The organism is Kitasatospora sp. NPDC043949 (assembly GCF_056435365.1).
In genome coordinates, this window is the sequence record NZ_JBWKEQ010000082.1 from 1 (window position 1) to 14,233 (window position 14,233).

General features: G+C 70.0%; 15 protein-coding genes and 3 pseudogenes. 6 read left to right on the forward strand and 12 right to left on the reverse strand.

The window, feature by feature from the left end; genetic code table 11:
* The first annotated feature begins 210 nt into the window (after nt 1-210).
* From AC07AL_RS36645 to AC07AL_RS36660, 4 genes are all read left to right on the forward strand, one after another.
* On the forward strand, nt 211-420 hold the full coding sequence (locus AC07AL_RS36645) for a hypothetical protein (protein ID WP_363589683.1): 210 nt from the start codon (nt 211-213) through the stop codon (nt 418-420).
* A 122-nt stretch (nt 421-542) separates the two neighbouring features.
* Nucleotides 543-683, forward strand: a complete 141-nt coding sequence (locus tag AC07AL_RS36650; protein WP_363589685.1) for a hypothetical protein — start codon at nt 543-545, stop codon at nt 681-683.
* A 20-nt stretch (nt 684-703) separates the two neighbouring features.
* Entirely contained in the window at nt 704-844 is a 141-nt protein-coding gene (locus tag AC07AL_RS36655; RefSeq protein WP_363589687.1) for a hypothetical protein, read from the forward strand.
* Nucleotides 845-933: 89 nt separating this feature from the next.
* Nucleotides 934-1,140: a hypothetical protein gene (locus AC07AL_RS36660; protein ID WP_478319468.1), complete on the forward strand. Its 207-nt coding sequence runs from the start codon at nt 934-936 to the stop codon at nt 1,138-1,140.
* Between the two features lie 246 nt (nt 1,141-1,386).
* Here the strand turns inward: AC07AL_RS36660 and AC07AL_RS36665 are convergent, their stop codons facing one another.
* The 6 genes and pseudogenes from AC07AL_RS36665 to AC07AL_RS36690 all read right to left on the reverse strand — a co-directional run bounded on the left by AC07AL_RS36665 (nt 1,387) and on the right by AC07AL_RS36690 (nt 6,044).
* The gene (locus AC07AL_RS36665) at nt 1,387-2,943 is read right to left on the reverse strand and encodes an esterase/lipase family protein (RefSeq protein WP_478319477.1); all 1,557 of its coding nucleotides are present in this window, start codon (nt 2,941-2,943) and stop codon (nt 1,387-1,389) included.
* A 283-nt stretch (nt 2,944-3,226) separates the two neighbouring features.
* Nucleotides 3,227-3,697, reverse strand: a complete 471-nt coding sequence (locus tag AC07AL_RS36670; protein WP_478319469.1) for a hypothetical protein — start codon at nt 3,695-3,697, stop codon at nt 3,227-3,229.
* Nucleotides 3,698-3,704: 7 nt separating this feature from the next.
* Nucleotides 3,705-4,125: pseudogene (locus tag AC07AL_RS36675) on the reverse strand (precorrin-6A/cobalt-precorrin-6A reductase).
* Between the two features lie 5 nt (nt 4,126-4,130).
* A pseudogene (locus AC07AL_RS36680) lies at nt 4,131-4,610 on the reverse strand (SAM-dependent methyltransferase); the annotation flags it as partial.
* Nucleotides 4,611-4,811: 201 nt separating this feature from the next.
* Nucleotides 4,812-5,474, reverse strand: coding sequence for a hypothetical protein (locus tag AC07AL_RS36685; RefSeq protein ID WP_478319470.1), 663 nt, complete (start codon nt 5,472-5,474; stop codon nt 4,812-4,814).
* A 192-nt stretch (nt 5,475-5,666) separates the two neighbouring features.
* Nucleotides 5,667-6,044 carry a hypothetical protein gene (locus tag AC07AL_RS36690; protein WP_363633438.1) on the reverse strand — a complete coding sequence of 126 codons (378 nt, stop codon included), beginning with the start codon at nt 6,042-6,044 and terminating at the stop codon, nt 5,667-5,669.
* Nucleotides 6,045-6,212: 168 nt separating this feature from the next.
* Between AC07AL_RS36690 and AC07AL_RS36695 the strand changes: the two genes are divergently transcribed.
* A complete protein-coding gene (locus AC07AL_RS36695; protein ID WP_478319478.1) occupies nt 6,213-6,632 on the forward strand; it encodes a hypothetical protein in 420 nt (139 codons plus the stop codon).
* Nucleotides 6,633-6,890: 258 nt separating this feature from the next.
* Here the strand turns inward: AC07AL_RS36695 and AC07AL_RS36700 are convergent.
* Nucleotides 6,891-7,237, reverse strand: a pseudogene (locus AC07AL_RS36700) (IS110 family transposase); the annotation flags it as partial.
* A 322-nt stretch (nt 7,238-7,559) separates the two neighbouring features.
* Between AC07AL_RS36700 and AC07AL_RS36705 the strand changes: the two are divergent.
* Nucleotides 7,560-7,763, forward strand: coding sequence for a hypothetical protein (locus AC07AL_RS36705; RefSeq protein ID WP_363589300.1), 204 nt, complete (start codon nt 7,560-7,562; stop codon nt 7,761-7,763).
* Nucleotides 7,764-8,519: 756 nt separating this feature from the next.
* Here the strand turns inward: AC07AL_RS36705 and AC07AL_RS36710 are convergent.
* From AC07AL_RS36710 to AC07AL_RS36730, 5 genes are all read right to left on the reverse strand, one after another.
* Entirely contained in the window at nt 8,520-9,776 is a 1,257-nt protein-coding gene (locus AC07AL_RS36710) for an MFS transporter (RefSeq protein WP_478319471.1), read from the reverse strand.
* Nucleotides 9,777-9,866: 90 nt separating this feature from the next.
* A complete protein-coding gene (locus AC07AL_RS36715) occupies nt 9,867-10,628 on the reverse strand; it encodes an SDR family NAD(P)-dependent oxidoreductase (protein WP_363589296.1) in 762 nt (253 codons plus the stop codon).
* Nucleotides 10,629-10,680: 52 nt separating this feature from the next.
* The gene (locus tag AC07AL_RS36720; RefSeq protein WP_350879353.1) at nt 10,681-10,923 is read right to left on the reverse strand and encodes an acyl carrier protein; all 243 of its coding nucleotides are present in this window, start codon (nt 10,921-10,923) and stop codon (nt 10,681-10,683) included.
* A gap of 89 nt (nt 10,924-11,012) precedes the next feature.
* On the reverse strand, nt 11,013-12,260 hold the full coding sequence (locus AC07AL_RS36725; RefSeq protein WP_400330665.1) for an aminotransferase class I/II-fold pyridoxal phosphate-dependent enzyme: 1,248 nt from the start codon (nt 12,258-12,260) through the stop codon (nt 11,013-11,015).
* A complete protein-coding gene (locus tag AC07AL_RS36730; RefSeq protein ID WP_478319472.1) occupies nt 12,257-14,230 on the reverse strand; it encodes a condensation domain-containing protein in 1,974 nt (657 codons plus the stop codon). The genes AC07AL_RS36725 and AC07AL_RS36730 overlap by 4 nt, the downstream gene beginning before the upstream one ends.
* Nucleotides 14,231-14,233: the final 3 nt, after the last annotated feature.

The following is a 14,233-nucleotide window of genomic DNA, read 5'->3' on the forward strand; positions in this document are numbered from 1 at the left end:
TCGTGTCTGGCCGGTATCGCCGACTTGCTGTCTACGAGAGAAACGTTAGACCCACCCACGAGCAATGTCTACTCCGGCGCACACAGATTTTGCGATGCTCTGGGGTGAGGTAACCTTCCGCTGCGCGGCGGCGGCAACCCCCCGAGCCGCCGCCGCGCGCGGCCTTGGCCGCTGGGGCCACTCTTTCTCGACAAGCGGAGCCGCCCCCGTGTGGGCAACGACTACACCGCGTGGAAGCTGTTGCGGAAGGCGGCGTCCGACTGGACCGTCATCGACCTGCCTGCCATCGCGGGCAGCCCCGACGATGCCGTCGGCCGCAAGGTCGGCGAGTCGCTGTGGCTGGCCCGGTACGGCTGCAAGGCGCTGGTCGGTATCTGGCACGCCGTCGGCGAGCGGCTGTGGTGGTTGTTGTTCATGTAGAAGCCGCCCCGTCGAGGGGTGGGGTGTGGCGGCGGGCGTGGATCGACACGGCCCGGATCGTCCCCGTCGAGTTCTCGGGCCGAGGGCATCACGTCGGGCACTACCCGGAGCTGGAAGGACAGATGCTGGCCTGGGTCACCGGGATGGACAGCCCCGACAGGATGGACGCCGCGGTGTACGGCCCGACCGAGCTGGCCGGCGCCGGGCAGCTCGACGTACTCGCGCAGGGCATGGACGACAACCGCCTGTCCGGACGCCGCTGACCAACCCGGATGGGAATGGGGTGCGGGGGTGCAGCCCCAGGGCCGCACCCCAGACTGTCAACGCCGAGGTCGAGACCCTGCTCGCCGCCCAGAGGAACGGCGACGTCGTGATGGTGGCCGCTGCCCTGCAGTCGTCGGTGCTGCGGGAGCTGGACCAGTAGCAGAAGGGGCTCGGCAACCTCAACCTCGCCTATGCCTTCGCCGCGCTACTGACCCAGGAGTGCCCCCAGAGGGGTGCGACGTCCTCGGCGTGCCGGACCTGCGCCGGTTGGTGCGGGCGGCGACCGACGAGACCCTTCACGCCCGACTGGAGATCGCCGACGAGATCGGGATGCCGTTCGGCATCGCGGATGCCAAGGCCGAAAACGCCCGGTTCATCGCCGCCGTGCCGCTCGCGCAGGAGTTCGTGAAGCTCTGCCGCCTTCAGCCTGACGCCACCGCCGAGTTCGTGCGGTAGGCCCGCCGGTCCGCCGTGATGGTCGACGAGGTGTGGGCTGTGCTGTACGAGGCATGCGCCACGGTGCGCGGCCACTGCCTGTAAGCGGGATAGCGGACTTCGTCGCGGCGTGGAGGATTTCATCTCAGAAGTGCCTTGTCGATTGTGCGTGCTGGAAGCGTGAAGAACTCCCATCATCGCATGTCACAAGGCACTTCCTCGTTTCTGAGGGAACTATCCACGGGCATCAGGCCGGTGGATCCGGGTTCAGTGGACCGTCACGCTCGGCCCTTCGACAAGGGGGTCCAGGGTCGTGTAGTTGTCACTATCATCCCACGGTTGAACTTTCACGGTAATCCTGGGCGAACCATTGGGATTGTTCAGGGTCGGAGTGTAGAGTTGATAATCACCTGGACCATGAAGGGAGAGTGTGTCGACCTTTACTTCACCGGCCCGGGTGTTAAATTCCGCTTTATGATAGCCGGGCTCCTTTTTTATGCGACTACCCTTTTTCCTGAGTGAGAGGCCATCGCGACCCATGACGCACTCCACGTTGTCCCCCCACCCTTCGGGCGTATAGTACCAAAGGGCTTTCCCGAAAGGACTTCGATAGTGCCCGCATCCGCGGATCCTGAGGACCGGGGCAACCTCTTTTTCGGGGGTGACTTGCAGGCAGGACTGTAGCCATGCTTGAACCCAATTATCGCGGTAATGGGTCCTTGTCAGTTCATTGCACTTTGTCCTGTTTCGCGCCCTGGGGGCGTACTTGTCTTCTTCTCCGATGGTCGTTTCGGCGAGTGTGTCCAGGGTTTTCTCTTGCGTCCATGGGTCGTTATAGTATTCGCCATAGGGCAAGCATGTCGTGACGATATTTTCTGCCCCTCGGAGGGTGGAGGTCTTTCCGCCTCGCACATTCGGGCCCTTTCCTTCGTACGCCCAGGCGCCCTGTTCGGTAATTCCGAATACGACACCGTCGCACAGGCCAATCTGGGGCTTAAATTTGTTTCTGGTATTGAGGTAGACCGCCGGCTCGTCGTCTATGTTGGAGCGGAAGGTTGTGTACCTGGGGTACCCATCAGCCCCATGTGGCGCCTCGTCTCCCGAGTTCAGCGACCGCAGGAAAGCTGACCCGCTTGCCATGTCGTGGCATTGAAAATCGCAATTCTCGGCAAGTTCCTTTGCGTAGCCAACCAGGATATTATGGTCCCCCAGGAATGCCCCGATTGCACGGACGGCTTCGGATGCTCCAACTCCCACGTCGGCCACGATTGTTCCATGGTGGGGGCTTCCCATGGATACGAAGTGTTTCACTTTTTCTGCTCCGCCCAAATTCTTGATATAGGCGCGTGCTACGAGACCTCCCATCGAGTGGGCCACAATATCGACCTTGCCGTCCGGTGACGTCTTTGCGATCTCGTTGACTTCCCTGGCGAAGCCTGCGGCGATGTGGTCGATTCCAGGATTGGGAGGATTGGTCTGGCCGGGCTTTGTCATCTTGCTGTAATCGTAGACGTGCAGTTCGCTTTCTTTGTATCCCTGTGTTTCGGCGTATCCTTTCATCCCGTTCCAGACCGCACCTTCGGAGTGCCAGCCATGGACGAAGATGATGGGCCGGTGTGGCCCGCTGGCGTATGCGCTCCGCTGGGCCTGATTCGGGGCGGCAGGCGCTGGTAGTGCGCTAGCGGGTGTGGCCGTCGCCATCGAAAGGCAAAGGGCGCCGGCTGTCACCGCGGTCCACGCGGGGCTCGGCCGCCTCCTCTGCTGGACGGTGATATTGTTCAGGCTGGCCGGCAGGAGCCGGGCCTTCAGTTCACTGTGGATCATGTTCAGCAACCTTTCGCTGTAGCTTGGGTCGGAACTTTCACCGTGCACACTGAAGATGCCAACACGCGACCGCCCCGACAGCGGCCGCGCATAATGAAGCACGCTTCATGAAACTCCCTTTCCTTCATTGATGTAGGCCAGCTTCCAAATACTCCTCAATGTGGACGAAAATTCCTCACATGCGGAATGGTGTCGCGCATGATGGTGCGGCCAAACAGTGATCATCAGGCCGAGATCCACTTTCGCAACGTGCCCTCGGCGGTGGGGCGGGACGTCTGGCGCACTACCTGGACGCCGCCGCAACGCTGTCCCGCAGCACCTTGATGGCGGGCGTCCACGTGTTCACCCCGTCCAGGGCGTGCAGCCAGTGGCCTTGTGGGGTTGGTGGGCAGTTGCTGGGCCGGTCGCCTCCGGGGGTGCCGTAGGCGAGGGCGGCGACCGTGCGCAGGTCGACCTGGGATCCGCGTGCGCGGGTGGCGTCGTGGACCAGCCGGGACATCGCCTGCCGGCCGGAGCGGCCGAGTTCCCGCATCGTGGCCCGCACGGTGGTCTCGTGGATGCCGCCGCGTCGGGTGAGGTTGCCGAGGACCGTGCCGATGCTGGGGCCGCCGACACGGTGGGCCTGTCGGTCGGGTGCGGTGACGGTGAGTGCGGCGTGGACGGCGAGGGCGACGGCGAGGGCGTTCTCCTCGGCGAGGACCTGATCGCGGTGTTCGCTAAGTGGAACATAAATGCACCATCCTGGATCTGGCAAGGCGAGATCAGCCGAGTGCGGCAGGGACCGGCGGACGCCGCACGATGATCACGGGCAGGTGGAGTTCGCGTGCGGCGGTGAGTTTGGGTGCGGTCGCGGCGCCGCCGCTGTCCTTGGTGACCACGACGTCGATGCGGTGCTCGCGCAGGAGCGCCCGTTCGTCGTCGAGCGTGAACGGCCCCCGGTCCAGCAGGACTTCGAAGGACGGCGGCAACGGGGGCTCGGGCGGGTCGACTGACCGGGCGAGGAAGTGGACCCCGTCGAGGTGGGCGAAGGCCGCCGATCCTCACCTCTCCGGCGGGCAGCCGGGGTTGGGCGATCCGGCCGGCCAGTGAACTGGTGACCCGCAGGGACGGCAGCTCGGCGAGTGCGGCAGCCAGCGCCCGCCCCTCCGTCGTCCCGCCGAGGATCAGGACGTGCCGGGTCATGGGGTTCACGCCCCGCAGGGCTCGTGCGGGCGTTCGCGCTCCGCCGAGTAGAGGTGGCTGTCGCGGAACTGCTCGGCGGCCAGCGTCCGTCCGACCAGGATGACGGCGGTGCGCACCACGCCCGAGGCCTTGACCTGCCCGGCGATGTCGGCGAGGGTGCCGCGCAGCACCAGCTCGTCTGGGCGGCTGGCCATCGCGACGACGGCGGCCGGGCAGTCGGCGCCGTAGTGCGGGAGCAGTTGCTCGACGACGTCGTCCACGTATCCGGCGGCCAGGTGCAGTACCAGCAGGGCGCCGCTGCGGCCGAGGGTGGCCAGGTCCTCGCCCTCGGGCATCGGGGTGGCGCGCTTGGCGATCCGGGTGAGGATGACGGTCTGGCCGACGGTCGGGACGGTCAGCTCCCGCTTGAGCGCGGCTGCTGCGGCGGCGAAGGCGGGCACGCCGGGGACGATCTCGTACGGCACGCCGGCCGCGTCGAGGGACCGTCATCGCCGCGAAGGAACCGACCGCCGGCACTGTCGGCCGGACCTGGCAGGCCCTCGATCCGGGCGGGGTCAGCACCGTGGAAGTCGTGCGGATCACCAGGCTGGACGAAGTAGTTCTGTCCTGACCGGTCCAGGTGCGGTCTCGGTCTCCGGTGGGGCCGGTTCACAGAGCGGTCCCACCAGACGTCGTCGTGGTGTCGGTTACCCGATGCTCTCCGCGACGTGGATGAGTTCCTCGTTGGTGAGTCGTGGGGGGCCACCGGTGGTGACGACGAAGGTGTAGGTGCCGTCGGACCACGTCAGCGAGTGGGGGTCGCCTTGGGAATCCGAGTGCGTGATGGTCGCGGGGTGGCCCTTGACGGTGGCGGCCTTGCCGGGTGGTGGTGTGCTGCTCCGGAGGGTCTGGCTGATGATCAGAGAGCCGGCTTCGGGACCGGTGCCCAGCCGGTAACCGACGGCCCAGGCCGGGGTGTCGGTCGGGATCGCTTCCAGGCCGGGCAGGAAGACCATCCTGCCCGCGGGGTAGGGGTAGTAGTTCTCCGGCAGGAACGCGGGCCGGAGAAGGTTGCGCTCGTCGAAGTGGACGGCGGGCTTGCCCGTGGCGTCGTTCAGGGCCCTGGTGCCGAGCGGTTTGTTCAGGTGAGTGGTGATCTGCGCGAAGCCGCCCGGGTCGCAGAACCCCGGATGGACCGTGTGCCGCAGGGAGACCTTCACCATGCCGGTGGACTCACGGGTCACGAGCTCCGGTCGGTCCTCGCAACCCCAGCCGATGTTGAGTGTCAGGGTTTGGCCGTCGGAGCTGACCAGTAGCGGGTAGCCGGCCACGGCGCCTTCGTGGACCTTGATCTCCGGGCCCCGGTTCATCCATGCGTTGATTGCGAACCCGCTACCGAGAACGGCTATCGCAGCCACGGCGGTCAAGCGATTCCGTCGCCCGCGCTTCGACTTCTGACGGACGGTACTTTGCGTCACGGGCCCTCCCCGGCAGTCATGGCCATGCTTGCGGTAGGTCGCGCCTGCCGGATGCAAGCCTGGCAGGCGTGACCACCCCGGCCTTCACCAGAGGTGCAGGAAGGTCCGGATGTCGTCGTAGCCGTCGAGGGCCCGTCCGTCCACGTCCGCCGGGTCGGCGGCGGCCCGCTTCGACAAGGAGTGCGCCAGGTCGAGGGCTTCGTCGCTGAGGCGGCCGAAGCGGCGGGCGATGTGGCTCAGACACAGGACGGCCAGCCCCAGCAGGGGACTGCCCGGTGCGGCCCGTGTGCCGGTCTTCACGCAGCAGTGCTCGGCGAAGTCGCGGTCGTCTCCGTGCAGGGCGATCCCGACCAGGGCCTCAGCCGTGTGGTCAGCTGCGGATCGGTCGTCCAGAGCCCCTTCCAGGGCTTCCGTCACCATCTCGCGAGCCGGCGCGGGCGGGTTCTCCAGGGTCCTGTGCATGCCGCGAGACTACGGCCTCCGCCACGGTCGCGTTGCCCAACAGCCAGTGGTGAGCGATGGGTTGGGCGAAGTGGCGCTGGAGTGCGAAGCCGGCGTGCGGTGGGCGTGCGTGCCGGGCCGCGGTCGGGAACGGCCGTCGTGTCCGTCGAGGCTCCTGGGCTCGCGACCATGACCCCCACCACCAACCCCCCTGAGCAGCGGCATGTCCGTATCCAGGCGACCGGCCCGACCGCGCGTCTGGAGATCGACGGCCAGGACCTCGCCGACCAGGTCCGCTCGTACGAGCTGCGGCACACCGTCGGGCAGCTCCCCGAACTCCAGTTGCTGCTGCGCCCGTCCGCCAACCCGGAGTGGGAGGGCGCCGCCCGCGTCGTGGTCGGCGAGGACCCGGACCCGGGTCCGGCGGCCGCAGCTTTCCTGGCCGCCCTCGACCCCACCGAGACCGTCGAGACCGAGCGGGCGCTCCTCGCCCGGCACGACCTCCTCGACGGCGGCGCGCACGAATTCACGAGGGCGCTGCTCACCCAGCTGGGCGAGTGGGCGCCCGGTGTGCGGCAGCCCGGCGAGCACGGGGCGGTGGACGGTTGATGGCGCAGGTGACCAGCAACGCCGGGGTCCTGGCCGCGCAGCTGGAGTCGAGGGCCGCCGTCGCGGTGCCGGCGGCCACGGCGGTGGTGCGGCACCACGCGATGATCCTGGAGACCGCGATCCGTGCCGGCGCATCGGGCCGTCCTGGGCCCGGCGTTCAGAGCGGCGAGTACCGGAGGTCGTGGACCACGGAGGTCCACGCCACCGCCACCGGTGTGGAAGCGATCGTGGGCACCAGCCGCCCGCAGGCCGTGCGCCGTCGATGCGGACCATGTCCGCCAGCGCGTGGGCGTCGCCCTTGTCGCTCTTGGCCCCCGAGGTGCCGTACCTCTCCTTGAACCGGGCAGCCTGGCGGGGGTTGGCCGCGTGGACGCGGTAGCCGGCGGCGATCAGGGCCTGCACCCACGGGCCCCGGTCGGTCTCGATGCAGACCGTCACCTGCCCGGGCTCCAGGTCCTGGCCACCGTGGCGGGCGACGAGGCGTGCAGCTTCGCGATGCCCTCGGAGCCCTCCGGTAGCCGTGCGCTCGCCGGCTTCCGGCCCGTCTCGTTCTGCAGCTCCACGTCGTGGTGGTCTTCGGCCCAGTCGTCGCCGATGAACAGCACTGGTCTTCTCCAGCTTCTCTTGGCGTTCTGTGTGTGCAGCCTGCGGAAGGCGTGGCTCGCGTTCTCATGGATCAAGTGCTCACGCCCAACCTGCCTGGCGGGCACGCGATTCCATCAGCAGTCAAGCCCCCCGGCCGACCAGAGGCGGCGTGGTCTGACTTCAGAGCTCACGATGGCTCCGAAGAAGGAAGTGCTCACCTGCTGGTGGCTACGGGCCGTAGTCTCTCCTACGGCCCGACGGGGCCATTAGAAGGAGCTGCTGCTTCCGGCGAAGGGGCTGGGCTCCTCCGAAGGACTGAGCTCGCCCGGGTGGCTGGGTGCAGTGAAGAAGCTGGGTTCCCCCGAGGGGCTGAGCTCGCCCGGAGGGCTGGGTGCGGCCGGGGAAGCGGGCGTGGCCGAGCGGCTGGGCGCGGTGGAGGGGCTGGGCGCAGCGGAGGGGCTGAGCTTGTCGGAGGGGCTGGGTGCGGCCGGGGAACCGGGCGTGGCGGAGGGGCTGAGCTCGTCCGAGCGGCTCGGGTACGGCTGAGGGGCCGGCTGTGGGCGAGCGCCGCTGGGTGCGGCGGAGAGGCTGAGCCCGTTCGAGGGGCTGGGCGTGGCGGAGGGACTGGGTGCGGCCGGGGAACCGGACTTGGCGGAGGGGCTGGGCGTGGCCGAGGCGCTCGACGTGGCGGAGGGGCTCGGGCGGGGGTCGTGGGGGCAGAGCACGGCAGGGTCTTTGAACCCGTAGCTCAGGCCCCAGTCCCTGTCGCAGCCGCCCCAGTAGGTCCTCACCCAGCCGCAGTAGGGGCCGCCGTAGCTGAAGCAACGGGGCACCGAGTCCTCCGAGTCCTCCGAGTCCGGATTCGTGGAGGGAGACCAGGATGATTCGGCTTCGCTCTGCGAGGTGCCGAGGGCGTTGACCGCGCGGACCTGCGTGGCATCGGAACTCTGGGACGTCCCGCCCGTGAAGAGGACGGCCAGGCCAAAGGCTGAGGCGGAAGCCGCCACGATTGAAGCGGCGAGAACGCGGCGGGTGGAGCGCATGGCTGGTCCTCTTGGCTGCGTGGTCTGTGGCACGTGGGAATGCACTCCGGGCACGGGCACCGCCGCTGTGAGCGCCGGAGTTAAATATATGGTCGGAAGACCTTTTCATCGCCGACGAAGCGCCAGTCAGGCGGCCTTGCTCCGGTTTTTCACTCGAAGAGGCTCGCCTCGACCCACGTGCCGCGACCGCGCGCAGATCTTCGCCCACGGGGGCCTCGGCCGGGCCCGGTGATCGGCGGACGACCGGCGATCGACACGGTCAGCGCAGGGAGCGGACCGCCGGGCTCGTGGCGACCAGGCCGGCGCAGGCCAGGACGGCGCTGCCGCAGACCAGGAACAGCGTGGTCGTGCCGTAGGGGAGCAGGGCGCCGGCGATCACGTAGGAGAACGGGTCGAACGCCACCGTGGCCAGCACGACGAGGCTGAGTACCCGGCCCAGCAGTTGCTCGGGCACCCGCTCCTGCAGAGTGGCCACGACCACCACTCCGAGGAACCCGGATCCGAGGCCGATGAGCGAGACGACCGCCGTCGCGGCGACGACATGGGTGACGGCGGCGAGTCCGGCCATGCCTGCGCCGATCGCCGCGACACCGCCGACCACGGTCCGGCCGCGCAGGGCGGGCGGCCGCCACCCGGCCATCAGTGAGCCGGCCAGTGAGCCGGCACCGAAACCGGAGAGCACGACGCCCAGGGATCCCGCGCCGCCGAGGCGTTGATCGGCGAGCACCGCGCCGCCCACGAGCACGGGGCCCACGACCGCGATGTTGATCAGGGCGATGGCTGCCAGCATCCCTCGCACCAGCGGTTCGTGCCAGGCGTACCTCAAGCCCACGCCGAGGGCACGCGCACTGCTGAACTGCTCGCCGTCGACGGTGGCCGGACCGGCGTCGTCCCCGGCACCTCCGCCGCGTCGTACCACGCGGATCAGCGTGCTGAGGACGACGGCGGCCAACGCGGCCATCGCCACGATCCCACCGAGCGTCGCGGCGAAGCCGACTGCGGCGATGCATCCGGCGGCCACCGCCGGGCCGACCAGATCGCCCCCCGACTCCGCGCCCTGCACCAGCCCGTTGACCCGGGAGAGCTTGTCGGTCGGCACGACGGCGGGTAGCAACGCCAGGGCCGCCGGGAAGTAGGCGGCGTCGGCGGCGCCGAGCAGCCCGCCGAGCAGCGCGACCGTCGTCAACGACGGTGAGGTGAAGGTGACCAGGGCGCCGAGGGCGAGCAGGACGGCGACCCGGAGCCAGGCGGCACTGGCCACGACACGGGCGGGACCGAGGCGGTCGACCAGTACTCCCGCAGGAGGCAGGAGCACCGCTCGCGGCAGCGCCACGGCCACGAGCACCAACCCCGTGGCGATTCCGGGTTCCGACAGGTCGAGCACGAAGAGCGTGAGCCAGACGATGAACAGCGCATCGACCACGGCCGCCAGCCCTTGACCCACGATCAGGCGGCGCAGGTGCGAATCGCCGAGCGGTTCGCGCGGAAGGGGCGGGGCGGTCGGCTCCGTCGTCATCGGTGGCTCTCCGGGGCTCGGGTACGGGGCGTCAGCCATGGCGTGGCGGCGGCCCACCGGCGACGCCGGCGGGTCCGGCGCCGGGTGTCACTATGCGATGTGGGTGCCCCCATCGACCGTCAGGGTGGTGCCGGTGATGTAGGACGCCGCGTCGGAGACGAGGAAGACCAGAGCCGCAGCGAGCTCCTCGGGACGCCCGATGCGGCCTGAGAGCACCCGCGGCATCATCGCCTCCAGGTAACCCTCGGCGTAGCCGTCGGTCATCGCGGAGGTGAAGAGGCCCGGCGCGAGGGCGTTCACGCGAATGCCCTTGCCGGGGGTCCACTGCTGGGCGAGATCGCGGGTGAGCCCGAGGATCCCGGCCTTCGACGCCGAGTAGGCGGCCTGCGGCAGCCCGCCCGTGACCAGGGCGAGGATGCTCGAGACGTTGACGATGGAACTGCCGGGCAGCATCACCGCGCCCGCGGCCTGGGCCATCCAGTAGGAGCCGTTCAGATTGATGTCGATGACCTCGCGGAACTGCTCCGGGGTCTCCTCCGCCGCGGGTTGCTCACTGCTGATCCCGGCGTTGTTGACGAGAATGTCCACCCGCCCGAATGCCCGCACGGCCGCGTCGACCAGCCTGCGGCAGTCCTCCGGCTCGGCGACGTCGGTGCGCACGGCGACGGCCCGGCGGCCGAGCTTCTCGACGGCCGCGCGCACGGTCTCCAGCCGCTCGGTGCGCCGCGCCCCGAGCACGACGTCGGCGCCGGCCTCCGCCACCGCGGTGGCGAAGGCGACGCCCAGCCCGGAGGAGGCGCCGGTGACCACGGCGACGCGACCGTCGAGCCGGAAGCGATCGAGGACGCTCATGGCTGTCCGACCTCCTGGGGAGCCTCGTGGGGAAGGGTCGTCCCGGCGGAGGTCACCGGTGCTCGGCGACGTAGTTCACCGCGTCGCCGACGGTCCTCAATCCGGTGACCCGGTCGTCCGGGATCTTCACCTCGAACCTGTCCTCGACCGCCACGGCGATCTCCATCATGGCCAGGGAGTCGACGTCGAGGTCGTCGGTGAACGACGTCTCGGCGCTCACCTCGGCGGAGTCGATGCCGAGGACCTCTTCGACGATCTCGGCAATGGCGTTGAGGATGTCGGTGTTGTCCACCACGGGTTCCTTCCTCTGGGGATGGGGATGGGGTCGGCGTCGGCCATCGGTCGGTGGGGCGAGCCTCGGTGCGGCGAGCGTCGGTGGGGAGGTCAGAGCCCGAGGCGTCGTCGGTAGGCGAGGAGGGTGTGCAGGAAGCCGTCCATCTGCTCCTCGGTGTGGCCCGCGTGCGGGAACAGGCGCAGGAGCGCCTGGTTGCGCGAGACGGCCGGGTAGGAGAAGACGGGTACGAGGTAGCCGTCCTCGACGAACCACTCCCGCATCTGCAGGGCGGCGGCGTCGCTTCCGATCGGCACCGAGAGCATGTACGACTCGGTCGGCGTCGTCGCCGTGCCGGCCTCGTGCATCTGTCGGCGAAGGCGGGCGGCATGCGCCAGGTAGTCGTCGACGATCCCCGGATCGTCGGCGAGGACGCCGATCGTGCGGTCGGCGGCGTAGGCGGTCGGCGGCTGGATGGCGGCCGTGAACATCGAGGTGCCGGAGAGCAGTTCGAAGGCGTCGATGGCCGCCGCCGGCCCGGCGATCGCGCCGCCTTCCAGACCGATGGCCTTCGACAGCGACACCATGACGAAGTCGGCCCGCTCCCGGATCGCCGCCGCCTCCCGGGCGTAGGGACGGTTCTCGGGCCCGTAGACCATGAAGCCGTTCGCGTCGTCGATCATGCTGACGGCGCCGTGCCGGTCGCACTCGTCGAGGATCTCCACGATCGGTCCCATGGTGCCGTCGGCCGAGTAGATGCTCTCGGCGATCACCACGGTCTTGTGGGTGCGGACCCGCTCCAGGACGCGGGCCAGGTCGGAGACGTCGTTGTGCCGGAACGCGTGGACGTTGCGGCCGTAGCCGAGCCCCTGGAGGCCCTTCCAGATGCTCCAGTGGACGTCGCGGTCGACGACGAACACGGTGTCGTGGTTGCGCACCTCGATCCCGGCGTCGAAGTGCGCGGAACTGCTCATGGCGTGGACGAACCCGATGTTGGCCAGGAGCCCCGTGGCGAAGCTGATGGCTCGCTCCTTGCCGGTGTGACGGGCGATCGTCTCCTCCAGCACCTGGTGCGGGCGGCAGATCCCCTGGGTCATCCTGGATCCGCTGGTGCTCAGGCCGTGGGCGAGCGCCCCCTCCGCGAAATGACGCCGTACGGGGACGTGGCGCTCCAGATCGAGGAAGCTGATGCTGGCGAAGTTCACCAGCTCGCGGCCGTTGCGGACGATGGTCGGCCCGACGGGACCGTCCACCACCGGCGGGCGGTAGGCCGTGTCGTGGGTGTTCGCCTCGACGAAGGCGGCGAAGGCCCACGGGGCCAGGCGGTCCGCGGACGGGCCGGCGGTGCGGGACGCGGTCATGGCGAGGTTTCTCCTCCACGATGGGCGCGGGGCGGTGAGGGCTCCAGGGCTGTGGCGAGGTGGCCGAGCGAGGCCGTTCCGGCCAGTTCGTCCGACGCGATCCCGGTGAAGCCGGACCGGTGGAGCAGCGCCAGCAGACGGGGGACGGCGACCAGGGTGACGCCGTGGTCGGCGAGGCAACGGTTCATGTCCACCGCGTCAGGGCTGTCGGAGGAGCCGTCCGGCGGATCGCCGGGTGCGACAGCGGCCACGGCGGCGGCCAGCGCCCGTTCGGCGCCCGTAGCGGGCGGGCGCGACGGGACCCGCGGCGTTCCCGCGCCGGTGGTGGCGGTGCGGGACCGGTCGGACCCGGGGCCGGCCGGGGACAGGACGTAGCGGCCCGGGGCCGCGATGCCGGGCACTTCGTCGAGGTGGTCCAGGACGTGGCGGTGCAAGTCGTCGGGGGTGACACCGGGGGCGGTGCGAGCGCGTGCGACGAGGTGCGGTTCGCCTTCCCCCGCTGCGTCCCCGCTGGGCGCCACTGTCACGTCGAGCACTCCGGGGTGGCCGCGCAACACGGCCTCGACCCTGGCCGGGCACACCCATCCCTGCGGGGCGCGCCACCATCCGGCGGCGGCCGGTGTCGGCGGGCGCGCCGGAACCGGGCACTCGGCACCGTCGGCGAGCGCGCGCAGGAAGGCGCACAGACGGACGGGCAACGCCACGGCCTGCCCGGCGTCGAGCAGGTGGTCCCCGACGGTGACGTCGAGGGTGACGACCCCCGCGTCGAGGCTGAGGTCGACGTAGAGCGTGTCGCAGGGCTCGTCGGGTGCGCTGCGGATCCAGGTTGCGGACCCGTCCGGCGGAGCGTACTGCGCGGGGACCAGGTACCCGGGGACCAGGTAGTCGCGCGGCCACGAGTAGCAGTTGTACTCGATGGTCGGTACGGTCACGACACCCCGGCGACGGTGCATCCGCGCCTCGGCGGCGACCAGTTCCGCGGGGCGCCACTGACCGTGCCGGTAGGCGGCGGAGGAGGCGGCGGCGACCGAGGCGACCACCTCGCCGAACGCCGCGCCCGGGCGGAGGTCGATCTGCACCGGAACCGTCAGGGCCCGGACGCCGACGCTGTTCCGCAGAGCGGCCCGGGCCCGGTTGGAGACGACCACGGACGCGAGGAACCGGTGCTCACCGGTGCGGGTGGCGACGTCGTGGGCCAGCGCCGCGAGCACGACGACCTCCGGACCGGCCCGATGGCGCCGGGCGACGCGGTGGAGGTCGTCGTACGCACCCGCCGAGCGGTGCTGGAGGCGGTGGCGCCCAGCGCCGTCGTCGGTCCCGCCGAACGGGGCCAGCACACCGGTCGGGTTGCCCGCGAGCCGCGTGAGCCACTCGCGCTCCGCCGCGCGGGCGCGTTCCACGGGCTGGGCGGCGACCGTGTCGAGGGGGTGCTGCACGCTTGCCTCCGCCGGTGCGCCGACGCCGCGCAGTTGGTCGTGCAACTGGTTGATCAGCACCGCCAGCCCCCACCCGTCGATCACGACGTGATGGGCGGCCAGCAGGACCGCACGCGGCCTCCCCGCCTCCAGCAGCACCCTGGCGCGCCAGGGCGGGTTCCGCTCGGGATCGATCGGACGGGCGGCCAGCGCGGCGGTGGCGGCGTCCAGGGTGTCGGCATCGACGGCGCGGACGTCGACGTGGTCGACCGGCAGCGGCGCCCAGTCCGCACGGTGGACGTGTTGGACCGGGCGGAGCGGGTCGACCGTGGTGCGCAGCGCCTCATGGCGGGCGGTGAGGGCCGCGAGTGCCGCGTGGACGTCGGTGACGGTGGCCGGGGGCGGGACGTGGCAGTGGTCGGCGAGGGGCGTCGGGTTCACCCGCCGTGGTGCGGGAACGGTGCGCTCGAACCAGTGCCACTGCTGGACCCAGGTCAGCGGCCCGCTGCGGTTGACGGTGGCGGCGCTCGGGGGCGGCTCCGGGAGGCGGTTCACGGC

Excerpts from the sequence above, each read along its gene's own strand:
- AC07AL_RS36650 (WP_363589685.1), top strand. The coding sequence starts at position 543 with ATGCTGGCCTGGGTCACCGGGATGGACAGCCCCGACAGGATGGACGCC.
- AC07AL_RS36665 (WP_478319477.1), bottom strand. The coding sequence starts at position 2,943 with ATGATCCACAGTGAACTGAAGGCCCGGCTCCTGCCGGCCAGCCTGAAC.
- AC07AL_RS36685 (WP_478319470.1), bottom strand. The coding sequence starts at position 5,474 with ATGAACCGGGGCCCGGAGATCAAGGTCCACGAAGGCGCCGTGGCCGGC.
- AC07AL_RS36690 (WP_363633438.1), bottom strand. The coding sequence starts at position 6,044 with ATGCACAGGACCCTGGAGAACCCGCCCGCGCCGGCTCGCGAGATGGTG.
- AC07AL_RS36695 (WP_478319478.1), top strand. The coding sequence starts at position 6,213 with ATGACCCCCACCACCAACCCCCCTGAGCAGCGGCATGTCCGTATCCAG.
- AC07AL_RS36710 (WP_478319471.1), bottom strand. The coding sequence starts at position 9,776 with ATGACGACGGAGCCGACCGCCCCGCCCCTTCCGCGCGAACCGCTCGGC.
- AC07AL_RS36715 (WP_363589296.1), bottom strand. The coding sequence starts at position 10,628 with ATGAGCGTCCTCGATCGCTTCCGGCTCGACGGTCGCGTCGCCGTGGTC.
- AC07AL_RS36725 (WP_400330665.1), bottom strand. The coding sequence starts at position 12,260 with ATGACCGCGTCCCGCACCGCCGGCCCGTCCGCGGACCGCCTGGCCCCG.